The 13,934-nt window shown below is 59.4% G+C and carries 12 protein-coding genes; 10 read left to right on the top strand and 2 right to left on the bottom strand.

Features of this window, described 5'->3' with window-relative positions:
• Positions 1 to 79 precede the first annotated feature (79 nt).
• The 3 genes from nuoM to K6958_RS13915 all read left to right on the top strand — a co-directional run bounded on the left by nuoM (position 80) and on the right by K6958_RS13915 (position 3,700).
• The gene (gene nuoM, locus K6958_RS13925; RefSeq protein WP_249891696.1) at positions 80 to 1,600 is read left to right on the top strand and encodes an NADH-quinone oxidoreductase subunit M; all 1,521 of its coding nucleotides are present in this window, start codon (positions 80 to 82) and stop codon (positions 1,598 to 1,600) included.
• 6 nt (positions 1,601 to 1,606) lie between these two features.
• Positions 1,607 to 3,064: an NADH-quinone oxidoreductase subunit NuoN gene (gene nuoN, locus K6958_RS13920; protein ID WP_249891695.1), complete on the top strand. Its 1,458-nt coding sequence runs from the start codon at positions 1,607 to 1,609 to the stop codon at positions 3,062 to 3,064.
• 186 nt (positions 3,065 to 3,250) lie between these two features.
• Positions 3,251 to 3,700 (top strand): GNAT family N-acetyltransferase, encoded by a 450-nt coding sequence (locus K6958_RS13915; protein ID WP_249891694.1) that lies wholly within the window; start codon positions 3,251 to 3,253, stop codon positions 3,698 to 3,700.
• A gap of 35 nt (positions 3,701 to 3,735) precedes the next feature.
• Here the strand turns inward: K6958_RS13915 and K6958_RS13910 are convergent, their stop codons facing one another.
• Together K6958_RS13910 and K6958_RS13905 are read right to left on the bottom strand one after the other, a co-directional pair.
• Positions 3,736 to 4,281 (bottom strand): NADPH-dependent FMN reductase, encoded by a 546-nt coding sequence (locus K6958_RS13910; protein ID WP_249891693.1) that lies wholly within the window; start codon positions 4,279 to 4,281, stop codon positions 3,736 to 3,738.
• A 64-nt stretch (positions 4,282 to 4,345) separates the two neighbouring features.
• Positions 4,346 to 6,004 (bottom strand): glucan biosynthesis protein D, encoded by a 1,659-nt coding sequence (locus K6958_RS13905; protein ID WP_249891692.1) that lies wholly within the window; start codon positions 6,002 to 6,004, stop codon positions 4,346 to 4,348.
• Positions 6,005 to 6,271: 267 nt separating this feature from the next.
• Here K6958_RS13905 and elaB point away from each other — a divergent pair, with 267 nt between their 5' ends.
• From elaB to menE, 7 genes are all read left to right on the top strand, one after another.
• The gene (gene elaB / locus K6958_RS13900; protein ID WP_249891691.1) at positions 6,272 to 6,637 is read left to right on the top strand and encodes a stress response protein ElaB; all 366 of its coding nucleotides are present in this window, start codon (positions 6,272 to 6,274) and stop codon (positions 6,635 to 6,637) included.
• A 186-nt stretch (positions 6,638 to 6,823) separates the two neighbouring features.
• Complete coding sequence (locus K6958_RS13895; RefSeq protein WP_249891690.1) at positions 6,824 to 8,158, top strand: isochorismate synthase; 1,335 nt, start codon at positions 6,824 to 6,826, stop codon at positions 8,156 to 8,158.
• 52 nt (positions 8,159 to 8,210) lie between these two features.
• Positions 8,211 to 9,875, top strand: coding sequence for a 2-succinyl-5-enolpyruvyl-6-hydroxy-3-cyclohexene-1-carboxylic-acid synthase (menD, locus tag K6958_RS13890; protein WP_249891689.1), 1,665 nt, complete (start codon positions 8,211 to 8,213; stop codon positions 9,873 to 9,875).
• On the top strand, positions 9,872 to 10,642 hold the full coding sequence (menH, locus tag K6958_RS13885) for a 2-succinyl-6-hydroxy-2,4-cyclohexadiene-1-carboxylate synthase (protein ID WP_249891688.1): 771 nt from the start codon (positions 9,872 to 9,874) through the stop codon (positions 10,640 to 10,642). The genes menD and menH overlap by 4 nt, the downstream gene beginning before the upstream one ends.
• A gap of 15 nt (positions 10,643 to 10,657) precedes the next feature.
• Positions 10,658 to 11,515, top strand: a complete 858-nt coding sequence (gene menB, locus K6958_RS13880; RefSeq protein ID WP_249891687.1) for a 1,4-dihydroxy-2-naphthoyl-CoA synthase — start codon at positions 10,658 to 10,660, stop codon at positions 11,513 to 11,515.
• A complete protein-coding gene (gene menC / locus K6958_RS13875; protein ID WP_249891686.1) occupies positions 11,515 to 12,477 on the top strand; it encodes an o-succinylbenzoate synthase in 963 nt (320 codons plus the stop codon). The genes menB and menC overlap by 1 nt, the downstream gene beginning before the upstream one ends.
• Positions 12,459 to 13,865 (top strand): o-succinylbenzoate--CoA ligase, encoded by a 1,407-nt coding sequence (gene menE / locus K6958_RS13870; protein ID WP_249891685.1) that lies wholly within the window; start codon positions 12,459 to 12,461, stop codon positions 13,863 to 13,865. Before menC ends, menE begins: the two co-directional genes overlap by 19 nt.
• The last annotated feature ends 69 nt before the right edge of the window (positions 13,866 to 13,934 follow it).

Genomic DNA, 13,934 nt, shown 5'->3' with positions numbered 1-13,934 from the left:
TGAAAAAACCTGAGGTTGGGCATCGCCGGTTAGATTTACCGGCGGCTCATGCAGGACTAGAAAAGGGACCGTAACCGCCATGTTATTACCTTGGCTAATTGTTATCCCATTTGTCGGCGGATTCCTGTGCTGGCTGGCTGAGCGCTTAGGCGCGAAGACGCCGCGCTGGATCGCCCTGATTACAATGGGCTTGACGCTGGCGCTTTCACTGCAGCTCTGGTTGCAGGGAGGCTATTCACTGACCCAGGCGGCGGGCATTCCGCAGTGGCAATCTGAGTTTTCCGTTCCCTGGATCCCGCGCTTCGGCATCGCTTTCCACCTGGCGCTGGACGGTCTGTCGCTGCTGATGGTGGTGCTGACCGGCCTGCTGGGCCTGATGGCGGTGCTCTGCTCCTGGAATGAAATTGAAAAGTATCAGGGCTTTTTCCACCTCAATCTGATGTGGATCCTCGGTGGCGTTATTGGCGTGTTCCTGGCCATCGACATGTTCCTGTTCTTCTTCTTTTGGGAGATGATGCTGGTGCCGATGTACTTCCTCATCGCGCTCTGGGGTCATAAGGCATCGGACGGCAAAACCCGTATTACTGCCGCAACCAAATTTTTCATTTATACCCAGTCCTCGGGTCTGGTGATGTTGATTGCCATTCTTGGCCTGGTGTTTGTGCATTACCGCGCCACCGGCGTCTGGAGCTTCAACTATGAAGTGCTGCTGCAAACCCCGATGTCGCGCGGAGTAGAATATCTGCTGATGCTCGGCTTCTTTATCGCCTTTGCGGTAAAAATGCCGGTAGTGCCGCTGCACGGCTGGTTGCCGGACGCGCACAGTCAGGCGCCGACCGCCGGTTCTGTGGATCTGGCCGGGATACTGCTGAAAACCGCAGCTTACGGTCTGTTGCGCTTCAGCCTGCCGCTGTTCCCCAATGCGTCGGCGGAGTTCGCGCCTGTCGCCATGTGGCTGGGGATTATCGGGATTTTCTACGGCGCCTGGATGGCTTTCTCGCAAACTGATATCAAACGCCTGATCGCTTACACCTCTATTTCCCATATGGGCTTCGTGCTGATCGCCATCTATACCGGCAACCAGCTGGCGTTCCAGGGCGCGGTGGTGCAGATGATTGCGCATGGCCTGTCAGCTGCGGCGCTGTTTATCCTGTGCGGTCAGCTTTATGAGCGTCTGCACACGCGCGATATGCGTCAGATGGGCGGCTTGTGGTCGCGCCTGAAGTGGATCCCGGGTCTGTCGCTGTTCTTTGCGGTGGCTAACCTTGGCATGCCGGGCACCGGCAACTTTGCTGGCGAATTTATGATCCTCACCGGCAGCTTCCAGGTGGTGCCGACGATTATCGTGATCGCTACCTTCGGTCTGGTGTTTGCTTCCGTTTACTCGCTGATCATGATGCAGCGCGCCTATTACGGTGCGCCGAAGTCGGAGACGCCGCTGCGCGGCATGTCTGCGCGTGAGTTCATTATGATTATGGTGCTGGTGGTTCTGCTGGTGCTGCTTGGGGTTTATCCGCAGCCGATTCTGGACACCTCACACGCTGCAATGAGCAACATTCAGCAGTGGTATACCGCTTCAATTTCAACTACAAGGCCGTAATTCGCCATGACAATAACTCCTCAACAACTGATCGCGCTGCTACCGCTGTTGATCGTCGGATTGACGGTGGTGGTTGTGATGCTGTCCATTGCGTGGCGACGCAACCATTTTGCCAATGCGACGCTGACTGTGATTGGCCTCAACCTGGCGCTGTTGTCACTCTGGTTTGTGGGCCAGGCAGGGCCGATGGACGTCACGCCGCTGCTACGCGTGGATGGTTTCTCGATGTTTTATACCGGGCTGGTGATGCTGGCGAGTCTGGCCACCTGCACCTTTGCCTATCCATGGCTGCAGGGCTTCAGCGATAACTGCGACGAGTTCTACCTGCTGGTGCTGATTGCAGCGCTGGGCGGCGTAGTGCTGGCGAGCGCCAATCACATGGCCTCGCTGTTTATCGGCGTGGAACTGCTGTCGCTGCCGCTGTTTGGTTTGATCGGCTACGCTTTCCGTCAGAAACGTTCGCTGGAAGCGGCGCTGAAATATACCATCCTGTCGGCGGCGGCCTCATCCTTCCTGCTGTTTGGTATTGCGCTGGTGTATGCCGATTCCGGTAGCCTGAGCTTCGTGGAACTGGGCAAAAACCTGAGCGACAGCGTGTTGCATCAGCCGCTAATGCTGTTGGGCCTGGGCATGATGATTATCGGTCTGGGCTTTAAGCTGTCGCTGGTGCCGTTCCATCTCTGGACGCCGGATGTTTATCAGGGCGCGCCTGCGCCGGTCTCCACCTTTCTGGCGACCGCCAGCAAAATCGCTATTTTTGGCGCGCTGATGCGTCTGTTTATCTACGCGCCGGCCACCGATAGCGAAGCGGTGCGCAACGTGCTGGCGATTATCGCCGTGGTTTCCATCCTGTTTGGTAACCTGCTGGCGATCAGCCAGAGCAACATCAAACGTCTGCTGGGCTACTCCTCTATCTCGCATCTGGGTTATTTACTGGTTGCGCTGATCGCGGTGCAGTCTCATGAGATGTCGCTGGAAACCGCCGGCGTCTACCTGGCGGGCTATCTGTTCAGCAGCATCGGCGCCTTCGGCGTGGTAAGCCTGATGTCCAGCCCGTATCGCGGTCCGGACGCAGAATCTCTCTACTCTTATCGCGGTCTGTTCTGGCATCGTCCGGTGCTGGCGGCAGTGATGACGGTGATGATGCTGTCGCTGGCCGGTATTCCGCTGACGCTGGGCTTTATCGGTAAGTTTTATGTGATTGCGCTGGGTGTTAACGCTTCGCTGTGGTGGCTGACCGGTGCGGTGGTATTAGGCAGTGCCATTGGCCTCTACTACTATCTGCGCGTTACCGTCAGTCTTTATCTCAGCCCGCCGGAGCTGCATACCCGTGATACGCCAGCCAACTGGGCGTTTACCGCGGGCGGCATCGTCGTGCTGATCTCCGCCGTTCTGGTGCTGCTACTCGGGATTTACCCGCAGCCGCTGATCAGCCTGGTACAGATGGCGCAGCCGCTGATGTAAACCAGCCTTTAATGAACAAGCCCTGTAGCGATACAGGGCTTTTTTTATGGTTCAGAAGTGAGAGCCAGCACGAAAAATAGTCGCGTGCCTCCCTGGTTCAGCTTAAGGCGAACCCGGTATACTGCGGATTAATAAAAATATCTGTCGATATCGGCAACGGCTAACGCAACGGAGGATGGCGGAAGTATGGAATTGACCTGGTATGATTTACATCACAGCGAGCTAAACGTTCATCAGCTGCATGACATTCTGGCGCTGCGTAACCGCGTGTTTATTGTTGAGCAGCAGTGTCCGTATGAAGATATCGACGGGCAGGATTTAGCGCACGATAACCGCCATATCTTTGCCCTTGGCGAAGGCAGGCTGCTGGCCTGCGCGCGTATTTTAACGCCGGTGGATGCAGACAGCCCGGTGACGATTGGGCGTGTCATCGTCACCAGCGAAGCGCGCGGTTTACAGCTGGGCTATCGTCTGATGGAAAGAGTGCTGGAGAGCTGCGGACAATACTGGCCGGGACGGCGGCAGGCTCTGTCGGCGCAGGCGCACCTGCAGGTTTTTTACGGACGGATGGGCTTTAAGCCGGTTGGCGAGGTCTATCTGGAAGATAATATTCCGCATATCGACATGGTGAAATAGCGCCAAAAGGCGGAGCGCGCGGCTCCGCCAGTTAGTTAGCGGCTAAATTCAACAAAGGCCTGCAGCTGCTTGCTGAGGAAGGTGCGGGTAACGTCATCGGTCAGCACGCCGTCCTTTACCTTATCCGTCACCTGACCAATCATCGCTTCCGGCTTATTCATCACGCGCGCATCGAAAAACACCAAAATTTGCCGCAGATGATATTGCGCACGCGCGCCGCCGATATTGCCCGGCGACGCGCTCTGGATCAGTACCGGCTTAGCGGCAAACGGATTAGGCGAGACGCGTGAAAGCCAGTCGAGCGCATTTTTTAGCACGCCCGGCACCGAGTAGTTATATTCCGGCGTGACGATAATTACTCCGTCCGCCTGTGCGATCGCCTCGGCCATCGCCAGCACCGGCGCAGGAAAGCCTTCTTCCTGCAGGTCGGCATTGTAATGAGGAAAGTCGCCCGGCGAGGCTAAATGGCTAACAGTCACACCCTCAGGCGCCAGTTCAGGCAACGTATGCGCTATCGCCGCGTTAAAAGATCCTTTGCGTAAACTGCCAACCAGCGTCACAAAATGTTTTTTATCGCTCATCTTTCCCTCACTGTTTTCGTCTCACCTTAAGATGCTGCGGTGAGGTTTCCCTCGCCGCATTAAGTTAGCTTACCGTCATCTGGCGGTCATCAACATATTTCCGCTGATCTGGCGGCGGCGGGAAATATTGATAAAGCCAGGTTTCGCTCAGCGTCTCATCTTTCGTGCGCAGGAACATGCGCATATCCACCGGATCGGCGGCATCGCTGTTCGGATACCAGTCAAACAGAATGCGATAGCCGTTTAGCGGTTCAACAAACAGGATCTCTACCTGCTTGATGGTGCCGGCAGAAACGGTAATCACCGGCTCAATGCCTTTCGGCGCGGCATTTTTCAGATCGCCATCGACAAAATCAACGGCAAAACGACGGCACCAGACATCCGGGAAATGTTCGCCCGGCGCCCAGCCTTCCGGGAAGCCGCCAATGCCGGAGCGGGTCGCCTCTACGCGCGCCAGTTCGCTGCGCACCGGCGGCAGACCGCTCCAGTAAAGCTTGTACTGGAAGGCCAGTTCGCTGCCGGCCTTAACCGGCTGCTCCGGCTGCCAGAAACAGACCACGTTATCCAGCGTTTCGCCGGTGGTCGGGATCTCCATCAGGTTGATGGCGCCTTTGCCCCATTTACCGATCGGCTCTACCCACAGGCTGGGCCGTTTGTCATACCAGCCAATCACATCCTGATAATCTTCAAAATCATGATTCAGCTGCAACAGGCCGAAACCGCGCGGGTTTTCATCATCGTAGGCGTTGAATTGCAGCTTACGCGGGTTATTCAGCGGACGGGCAATCCATTCCCCTTTACCGGTCCACATCGCCAGACGATCGGAATCATGGATTTGCGGATGATAAGTATTGCACATCCGGCGCTCGCTGTTGCCGCAGCTGAACATACTGGTCATCGGGGAAATACCCAGTTGACGAATATCTTTGCGCGCGCACAGGTGGTTCTCCACCTCCATCACCACACGCTTTGGCTCGCAGTGGATAACAAACTTATAGGCGCCGGTCAGGCTGGCGCCGTCAAGCAGGGCATACACGGTAAAGGTGGTATCATCCGCTTTTGGCGTTTCAAACCAAAAGGCGGTGAAATCGGGGAACTCTTCCTGACCGTTGCTGAAGGTATTTACCGCGACGCCGCGCGCTGACAGGCCGTACTGGTAAGTATCATCCACGGCACGGAAATAGCTGGCGCCAAGGAAAGAGACGATATCGCGTCGCGCCAGCTCCGGCTTTTTAAATGCGCGGAAGCCGGCAAAGCCGAGATCGGTTTTCCCTTCCAGTTGTGTGGTATCGACACTGGTGTTTTGATAGTTAAACAGCTCGGGGCGGAAGTGGATCTCACGCGCTTCACGGCTGCTCTTATCAACGGAAAACATGCGGATACGGCGCTTAAAGCCCATGCCGACGTGGAAAAACTGCACATCCAGCTGCCGATTATCGATGTCGTTCCAGAGTGAATGATTAGCATCATACTGAATGGCGTTATAGGCTTGCGGCGTCATGGTAGCCAGCGTATCCGGCAACGGGCCGGGGGCGCCGCTCCAGGGTTTCTGGGCCAGCGCGGCGGCTTTTTTCTTCAATACCTCAAAGTCAAAGCGTACTGCCTCGCCGTCTGCAATGCCATCTTCTGCCCAGGCGGACTGTGCAAATAGCGTGGATAAGCCGGACATGCCGCTAACCGCAGCGAATGCCATTGACGTTTTCATAAACATTCTTCGATTCATGCCAGAAACGATTTCCTTATGCTGAACGAGTTTGTAGTGGTCGAGCTTCTGCACCCATTTGCTTTCCCGGTTACAAACCGGGTTACAGTCAGCTACGACAGACGCAGGCGGCAAAAATTCGGTTATCAGGAATTTATCAGATTAATCATATAAACCAACGTATTTCCATCTGCCCTAATCAGCTAATTCCTGGACACGCCTTCCGGCAGATGCGTAAAAAGTGTCTATAGTTAACGAACATGCATGTGTTTTACACGGAGGAAGAAAATGGCTGTATCAAATGACTCGCAAGAAAAGCGCGATCCGTTATTAACGGGTGAGCCTCAGGTAGCCGGTGAACCCCAGGAAACGCGTCTGGATGATGATTTGAACCTGCTTACCGAAACGCTGGAAGAGGTACTGAAATCCTCCGGCGATCCGGCCGATCAGAAATATATCGAGCTGAAAGAGAAGGCAGAGCAGGCGCTGCATGATGTGAAATCTCGCGTCAGTGCGGCCTCCGATTCTTACTACTACCGTGCTAAACAGGCGGCCTGCCGTGCTGATGACTATGTTCATGAAAAACCCTGGCAGGGCATCGGCATCGGCGCTGCCGCCGGTCTGATCCTCGGCCTGCTGCTGGCGCGTCGCTAAACGCTTTGCGGCAAACAGCCTCTGACCAATCGGGAAGAGGCTGGTTTTCCGTTCGCTGTTCATCGTTCCCTTTACTGCAAACCTTTCTCTGAGCGGCGATAAACGCGGCCTGAACTGTTCTGAATCAAAAACCGGCGTTAATCTCCCTTTTACACTAACTACCTCTTTCTGATTATGGGGGTGTTTGTGTATTCGCTTCCTGCCGCTTATGCCGCGTTGCTTGCTCAGCTCGTCAACATCGACACGACCGGGCCGGGCTGTCGTGCCTTTACCGTTCCTCTTGCCTCCGGCGAAGACTCTCTTGCCTGGCTGCGTACCCAACCGCACCGGCCTCAGCTGTGGTGGCAGCATCGCAACGGCCACGAGCAGGTAGCGCTGTGCGGAGCCATCCACTGTTACCCTACGCTCTGGCAGGCCGAGCAGGCGTGTCGCGCATTGCCGGGGAACTGGCGCATCTGGGGCAGCAATCGCTTTGAAGCCGCTAACAGCTTTTTCTTCCTGCCGCGCCTGATGTGGCAGCAGGACGATCGCGGCGAACGGCTGACGCTGTTTATTCAAAGCGACCGTAATTTGCAGGAGGATGCACAAAGCGCCGCCCGTTTCCTGCATCAGTTGCGCTTACCGCAGCCGCTGCCGTCAATGGATGGACAACTGCAACAGCGTCAGTATCAGCCGCAACATACGGAATGGCGTCAGCGAGTCGACAGCGCGTTAACAGCAATAGCCGCCGGAGAGCTGGATAAAGTGGTGCTGGCGCGCGCAGTGGATCTGCTGTGGGATCGCCCGCTGCCGCCGGAAGCGCTGCTGGCGGCCAGCCGTCGTGCTAATCCGCACTGCTATCAGTTTATGCTGCGCTTTGAGGATGAGCGCGCGCTGGTATGCGCTTCGCCGGAACGGCTCTGGCTGCGGCAGCAAAATGAGCTGCTGACCGAAGCGCTGGCGGGCACGGCGGCACGTGATGCCGATCTCATCCTCGCCCGGCAGCAGGCGCAATGGCTGTTGCAGGACGCCAAAAATCGTCATGAAAACGGGCTGGTGGTAGAGGATATCTGTTATCGGCTACAGGATTTGGTGAGTGGGCTGGAGGTGATGCCGGTAGAGGTGGTTCGCCTGCGCCATCTTCAGCATCTTCGCCGACGTATCCACGGCGAGCTGCGTAGCCGCAGCGACGCGCTACTGTTACAGCGTCTGCAACCCACGGCTGCGGTAGCGGGTCTGCCGCGCGCGGCGGCGCGCGCCTTTCTGCAGCGCCATGAGCCGTTGGACCGGGACTGGTATGCCGGCTCCACCGGCTTTATCTCCCGACAAAAAAGTGAATTTTGCGTCACGTTGCGCTGCGCGCTGGTGCAGGGCGAACGGGTGCGGCTGTATGGCGGGGCGGGGATTGTCGCCGGCTCCGATGCGCAGCAGGAATGGCAAGAGACAGAAAACAAAATCGCCGCGCTGGCAGCGTTGTTGCCCGCCAGTCCGGCGGCGAAACCGCGTCAGGGCGGGAAGTCTGCCACTGCGCATCCCGCCTGATCTCGCCGTTGTGGCAGGCGTCGGGTCGCAGCTTTACCATTTCGGAGGGAGTATGTCTGACAGTAGCTTCAACCGCCGTTGGGCGCAGGTGATTATCACTACACTGACGCGTCATCAGGTGCATCATATCTGTATCGCGCCCGGCTCGCGCTCTGCGCCGCTCACGCTGGCGGCGGCCGAATCTGCCTTAATCTGCCATACCCATTTTGATGAACGCGGGCTGGGTTTTTTAGCGCTTGGCCTGGCGAAAACTTCCCGAACCCCCGTGGCGCTGATTGTGACATCCGGCACCGCGGTGGCGAATTTGTTGCCCGCGGTGATTGAAGCGCAGCTAACCGGCGAGCGGCTAATTGTGCTGAGCGCCGACCGTCCGCCGGAACTGATTAACTGCGGCGCCAATCAGGCCATCCTCCAGCCAGGCATCTTTTCTCATTTTGCCCGCCGCTGTGATTTGCCACGACCTACCCCTGAAATTACCGCCCGCTGGTTAGCAGCGACGTTGGATGACGCGATTGCCACCGCCAACACGGGCGCATTGCATGTTAACTGCCCGTTTGCCGAACCGCTGTATGGTACGGAAGATGACGCCTGGCGCGAGTGGCTGACGCCGCTGGAGGCGTGGATGCCGCAGACGGTGCCGTGGGTAACCCACAGCGTACCAGAACCTCAGACGCGGCAAAGTGACTGGCACCGCTGGCGGCAAAAACGCGGCGTGGCAATCGCCGGAAAAATGCGTGCCGAAGAGGGCGCAGCAGTGGCGCAGTGGGCGGCGACGCTGGGCTGGCCGCTGCTGGCGGATATTCAGTCGCAAACCGGTCAGCCGCTGCCCGGCGCCGATTTATGGCTTAACAGCCCACAGGCGCAGGCGCAGCTGAACGAGGCAGAACTGGTGGTACAGTTTGGCGCCAACCTGATTAGCAAGCGCCTGTTACAGTGGCAGCAGCGGGCGCGTCCGCAACAGTGGTGGCTGATCGATGCGCTGCCGGGGCGGCGCGATCCGGGCAATCAGCCGGGACGACGTATCGTCAGCCAGATCGGCAGCTGGATTAACGCGCACCCGGCCGCGCCGGCCGCGCCCTGGGCGCCGGCGCTTAACCAGCTGGCCGCCGCCTTGCAGCGTCAGGTCAGCGCTGTGGTCCAGGACGAGCCAGAGGCGCAGCTGGCGTATCGCCTGGCGGAATTGTTGCCGCCGGAAGGGCAGCTGTTTCTCGGCAATAGCCTGCTGGTGCGGTTGGTGGACGCGCTGGCGCAGCTGCCGGCAGGCTATCCGGTTTACTGTAATCGCGGAGCCAGCGGAATCGATGGCCTGATCGCCACGTTAAGCGGTATCCAGCGCGGCCAGCCCCGGCCAACGCTGGCGCTGCTGGGGGATATATCCACTCTGTATGATTTAAATAGTCTGGCGCTGCTGCGTCAGCTGGCCGCGCCGCTGGTGCTGGTGGTGGTAAACAACAACGGCGGGCGCATTTTTTCCCTGTTGCCGACGCCCGTCAGCGAGCGGGAGCGCTTTTTTACCCTGCCGCAGTCGGTCAGCTTTGCTCCAGCGGCACAGATGTTTGGCCTGGATTATCAGCATGTCGCCGCCTGGGAAACGTTACATCATGCCGTTCAGCAAGGCTTCACGCAGCCGGGCGGCACGCTGGTGGAACTTAGCGTAGCGCCGGATGGCGGCGCCGAAACGTTCGCCCGTCTGGTGGCGATGGGAGCGGCGCTATGATCCTGCACGCCCGTTGGCAAGGGCACCGGCGCAGCAGCAAGCCGACGCTGGTCTGGCTGCACGGTTTCCTTGGTAACCAGCAGGACTGGCTGCCGGTACAACAGGCGTTTATCGACTGGCCGATGCTGAGCATCGATCTGCCCGGTCACGGCGGATCCTGCGCGCAACGCGTTAGCGGCTTCCCGGAACTCAGTGAGCGCATCGGCGCCACGCTGCATCATTACCAGATTCGCCACTACTGGCTGATCGGCTACTCTCTCGGCGGTCGCACGGCGATGTATTACGCCTGTCGCGCGGCGCAGCCGGGCCTGTGTGGATTGGTGGTGGAGGCGGGGCACCCGGGGCTGGCGGACGAAGAGCAGCGTCAGGCGCGCTTTGCCCATGACACGCTGTGGATGAACCGTTTCCGCCAGCTGCCGCTGCCCGCTGCGCTGCGGGCCTGGTATCGTCAACCACTGTTTAACGAACTGACCGAGCAGCAGCGCAACGCCCTGGTCAGCCAGCGCAGCGCGGGAGACGGCCACGCGCTGGCGGCAATGCTGCAGGCGACCTCATTAAGCCGTCAGCCCAACCTGCTGTCTGAACTCCAGCAACTGCCGGTGCCTTTCAGCTACCTGTGCGGTGAATGGGATAACAAATTTATTCAGCTGGCCTTACAGGCCCGTCTGCCGCTGCATACCATTCCGGCTGCCGGACACAATGCCCATCGCGTCAGTCCTGCCGCCTTTAGCGATCGGCTGACGCAGCTGCTGCGTCAGCCAGTCTGAATTCTGGAGAACCCTATGCTTTACCCTGATGAACAACAGCTTACCGCGCCGGTGGAATGGCACGACTGCAGCGGCGATTTCAGCGATATCCGCTATCACAAATCACCGGAGGGCATCGCCAAAATCATCATTAATCGTCCGCAGGTGCGCAATGCGTTTCGGCCGCTGACCGTACAGGAGATGATGCTGGCGCTGCAGGATGCGCGTTATGACGCCGGGATCGGCGTGATTATTCTTACCGGCGCAGGGGAGCAGGCTTTCTGCGCAGGCGGCGACCAGAAAGTGCGCGGTGATTACGGCGGCTATCAGGATGAGAGCGGCACGCATCACCTCAACGTCCTCGACTTTCAGCGCCAAATCCGTAACTGTCCGAAACCGGTGGTGGCGATGGTGGCGGGCTACGCGGTTGGCGGCGGACACGTGCTGCATATGCTGTGCGATCTTACCATCGCGGCGGATAACGCCCGCTTCGGGCAAACCGGGCCGAAAGTCGGCTCTTTCGATGGCGGCTGGGGCGCTTCCTATATGGCGCGCATCGTTGGGCAGAAAAAAGCGCGTGAAATCTGGTTTCTGTGCCGCATGTACGATGCGCAGCAGGCGCTGGCAATGGGGCTGGTAAACACTGTCGTACCGTTGGCGCAGCTGGAGACGGAAACGGTGCGCTGGTGTCGCGAGATGTTGCATAACAGCCCAATGGCGCTGCGCTGTCTGAAAGCGGCGCTGAATGCCGACTGTGACGGACAGGCGGGGCTGCAGGAGCTGGCGGGTAACGCCACCATGCTATTTTATATGACCGAAGAGGGACAGGAAGGGCGCAACGCCTTTAACCAGAAGCGCCAGCCCGATTTTAGCCAGTTCAGGCGTAATCCCTGATGCGTCAGGCGAAGCTGTGGCGTTATGTCATACCGATGGAGAGCGGCGTCGTGCTGCGCGATCGCCGCCTGACGCAGCGGGAAGGGCTGCTGGTGATGCTACAGCAGCAGGATCGACAGGGCTGGGGAGAGATCGCGCCGCTGCCAGGCTTTAGCAGCGAAACGCTGGAGCAGGCGCAGCAAGCCTGCGAAACCTGGCTGACGCAGTGGCTTACCACGCAGCCAGTGGCTGATAGCCCGCTGCCTTCGGTGGCCTTTGGCCTGAGCTGCGCCTGCGCAGAACTGGCGGGGCAGCTGCCGTCAACCGGCGCCTGGCGCAGCGTGCAGCTGTGTCACGGCGATCCCGACGCGCTGCTGTTGCAGCTACAGGCGCGGAAATCTCCCTGCGCCAAGATGAAAGTCGGCCTGTATGAGGCGATACGCGATGGTTTGCAGGTCAGCCTGCTGCTGGAAGCGTTGCCCGATTTGCAGCTGCGTCTTGACGCTAACCGCAGCTGGACGCTGGAAAAGGCGCGCCAGTTCGCGCTCCGTCTGACGCCGCCGCAGCGCGCGCGCATTGCCTTTATCGAGGAGCCCTGCTGCACCCCTGCCGAAAGCTTACAGTTTGCCGCTGAATGGGGCATCGCTCTTGCCTGGGATGAAACCCTGCGCCAGCCCGATTTCAGGTTGCAGGCCGCTCCGGGGCTGGCTGCGCTGGTGATTAAGCCCACCTTAACCGGCAGTATCGCGCACGTTCAGCAACTGATCGGCGAGGCGCGGCGGCTGGGATTACAGGTAGTTATCAGCTCGGCGCTGGAATCGAGTCTGGGTTTGACGCAGCTGGCGCGCCTGGCGCACTGGCTAACGCCGCAGTCGCCGCCCGGTCTGGACACGCTAACCCTGATGCGTCAGCAGCTGGTACGGCGCTGGCCCGGCTGTGAGCTGCCGTTACAGGAGCCGACCGCGTGGACGCGCATTTATTAACTGATTTCCCGTGGCGCGTATGGGCGCAAACTACCCCGACGGCGGTGGCGCTGCAGACGGACGCCGGACCGCTAAGCTGGCGGGCGCTGGCAGCGCGGCTGGATCGGCTCTGCGCTGGTTTCCAGCGCCAGGGCGCGAGCAGCGGCGCGCTGGTGGCGCTGCGTGGTAAAAATAGCCTGCCGCTGTTGCTTTCCTGGCTGGCGTTACTGCAGGCGGGCGCGCGGGTATTGCCGCTTAATCCGCAGCTGCCGCCGGCCACGCTGCAACCGCTGCTGAGATCTCTGCGCCCTGATTTTATGCTGGATCTGGCTGAGTTGCTGCCCGATAACCTGCCCGGTTTGCCGCATCCTGTTCCGGCCGCGCTGCGGATAAAATCTGCGCCGCAGCAGGCGGCCTCGCCGGCGGCCTGGCGTCCTGAGGCGATCGCCACGTTAACGCTGACTTCCGGTTCTACCGGTCTGCCAAAGGCGGCGGCGCATACTTTTCAGGCACTGCTGCACAGCGCGGCGGGCGTTAATCAGCTGATGAATTTTAACGCAGCCGAAAGCTGGCTGCTGTCGCTGCCGCTCTGTCATGTTTCAGGGCAGGGGATTGTCTGGCGCTGGCTACTGGCGGGCGCCTGTCTGATGCTCTCGGATGCGCCGCTGCCGCAGGCACTCTGCGGCTGCAGTTTTGCCTCATTGGTGCCAACCCAGCTGTGGCGACTGTTACAGCAGCCGCAGCGGCCCGCTGCGCTGAAGGCGACGTTACTCGGCGGCGCGGCGATCCCACCGGATTTAGTGGCGCGCGCCGAAGCGGCGGGCATCAGTTGCTGGTGCGGCTACGGCCTGACGGAAAGCGCGGCCACGGTATGCGGCAAACGCGCGAACAACCGGCCCGGCGTCGGCAAGGCGTTGAGCGGGCGCGAGGTGCGGATTGTCGACGGCGAAATTTGGCTTCGCGGCGCAACCTTAGCCAGCGGCTACTGGCGCGACGGGCAACTGCAGCCGCTGATTAATCCGCACGGCTGGTTTGCCACTGGCGATCTGGGGCGTTGGCAGCAGGACGAACTGCAGGTGCTGGGGCGCAAGGATAACCTGTTTTTCAGCGGCGGCGAGGCGGTGCAGCCGGAAGCGATCGAAAGCCTGTTAATGCGCCATCCAGCGGTGATGCAGGCGTTTATTATGCCGCAGGCGGATGAAGAGTGGGGCGCAAGGCCGGTGGCGCTGTTGATGCTGACGCCGGGCAGGACGCTGGAAAGCGTCGCCGCCTGGGCGCGGGAGCAGTTAGCCAGCTTTCAGCGCCCAGTCCGCTGGCTGACGCTGCCGGAAGGATTTACTCAGGGCGGCATCAAACTATCGCGACAACAGCTGGCTCAATGGCTACAGGCGCAGCAGCAGGGTGACTGAATCCAGCAGTACAACGTCCAGTGACAGGAAATTCCGCCTGTTTTCCGCATTGCCCAGGTGGTTAATATA

It is taken from the genome of Mixta hanseatica (assembly GCF_023517775.1).
Lineage (GTDB): Bacteria > Pseudomonadota > Gammaproteobacteria > Enterobacterales > Enterobacteriaceae > Mixta > Mixta hanseatica.
Note: the sequence above shows the minus strand (reverse complement) of the source record. Positions and strands in the feature narration are given on the sequence as shown.

What these genes read in the sequence shown, in the direction of transcription:
- nuoN (WP_249891695.1), top strand. Translation starts at nt 1,607, where the DNA reads ATGACAATAACTCCTCAACAACTGATCGCGCTGCTACCGCTGTTGATC.
- K6958_RS13905 (WP_249891692.1), bottom strand. Translation starts at nt 6,004, where the DNA reads ATGAATCGAAGAATGTTTATGAAAACGTCAATGGCATTCGCTGCGGTT.
- menC (WP_249891686.1), top strand. Translation starts at nt 11,515, where the DNA reads ATGCGTCAGGCGAAGCTGTGGCGTTATGTCATACCGATGGAGAGCGGC.
- menD (WP_249891689.1), top strand. Translation starts at nt 8,211, where the DNA reads ATGTCTGACAGTAGCTTCAACCGCCGTTGGGCGCAGGTGATTATCACT.
- elaB (WP_249891691.1), top strand. Translation starts at nt 6,272, where the DNA reads ATGGCTGTATCAAATGACTCGCAAGAAAAGCGCGATCCGTTATTAACG.
- menH (WP_249891688.1), top strand. Translation starts at nt 9,872, where the DNA reads ATGATCCTGCACGCCCGTTGGCAAGGGCACCGGCGCAGCAGCAAGCCG.
- K6958_RS13915 (WP_249891694.1), top strand. Translation starts at nt 3,251, where the DNA reads ATGGAATTGACCTGGTATGATTTACATCACAGCGAGCTAAACGTTCAT.
- menB (WP_249891687.1), top strand. Translation starts at nt 10,658, where the DNA reads ATGCTTTACCCTGATGAACAACAGCTTACCGCGCCGGTGGAATGGCAC.
- K6958_RS13910 (WP_249891693.1), bottom strand. Translation starts at nt 4,281, where the DNA reads ATGAGCGATAAAAAACATTTTGTGACGCTGGTTGGCAGTTTACGCAAA.
- nuoM (WP_249891696.1), top strand. Translation starts at nt 80, where the DNA reads ATGTTATTACCTTGGCTAATTGTTATCCCATTTGTCGGCGGATTCCTG.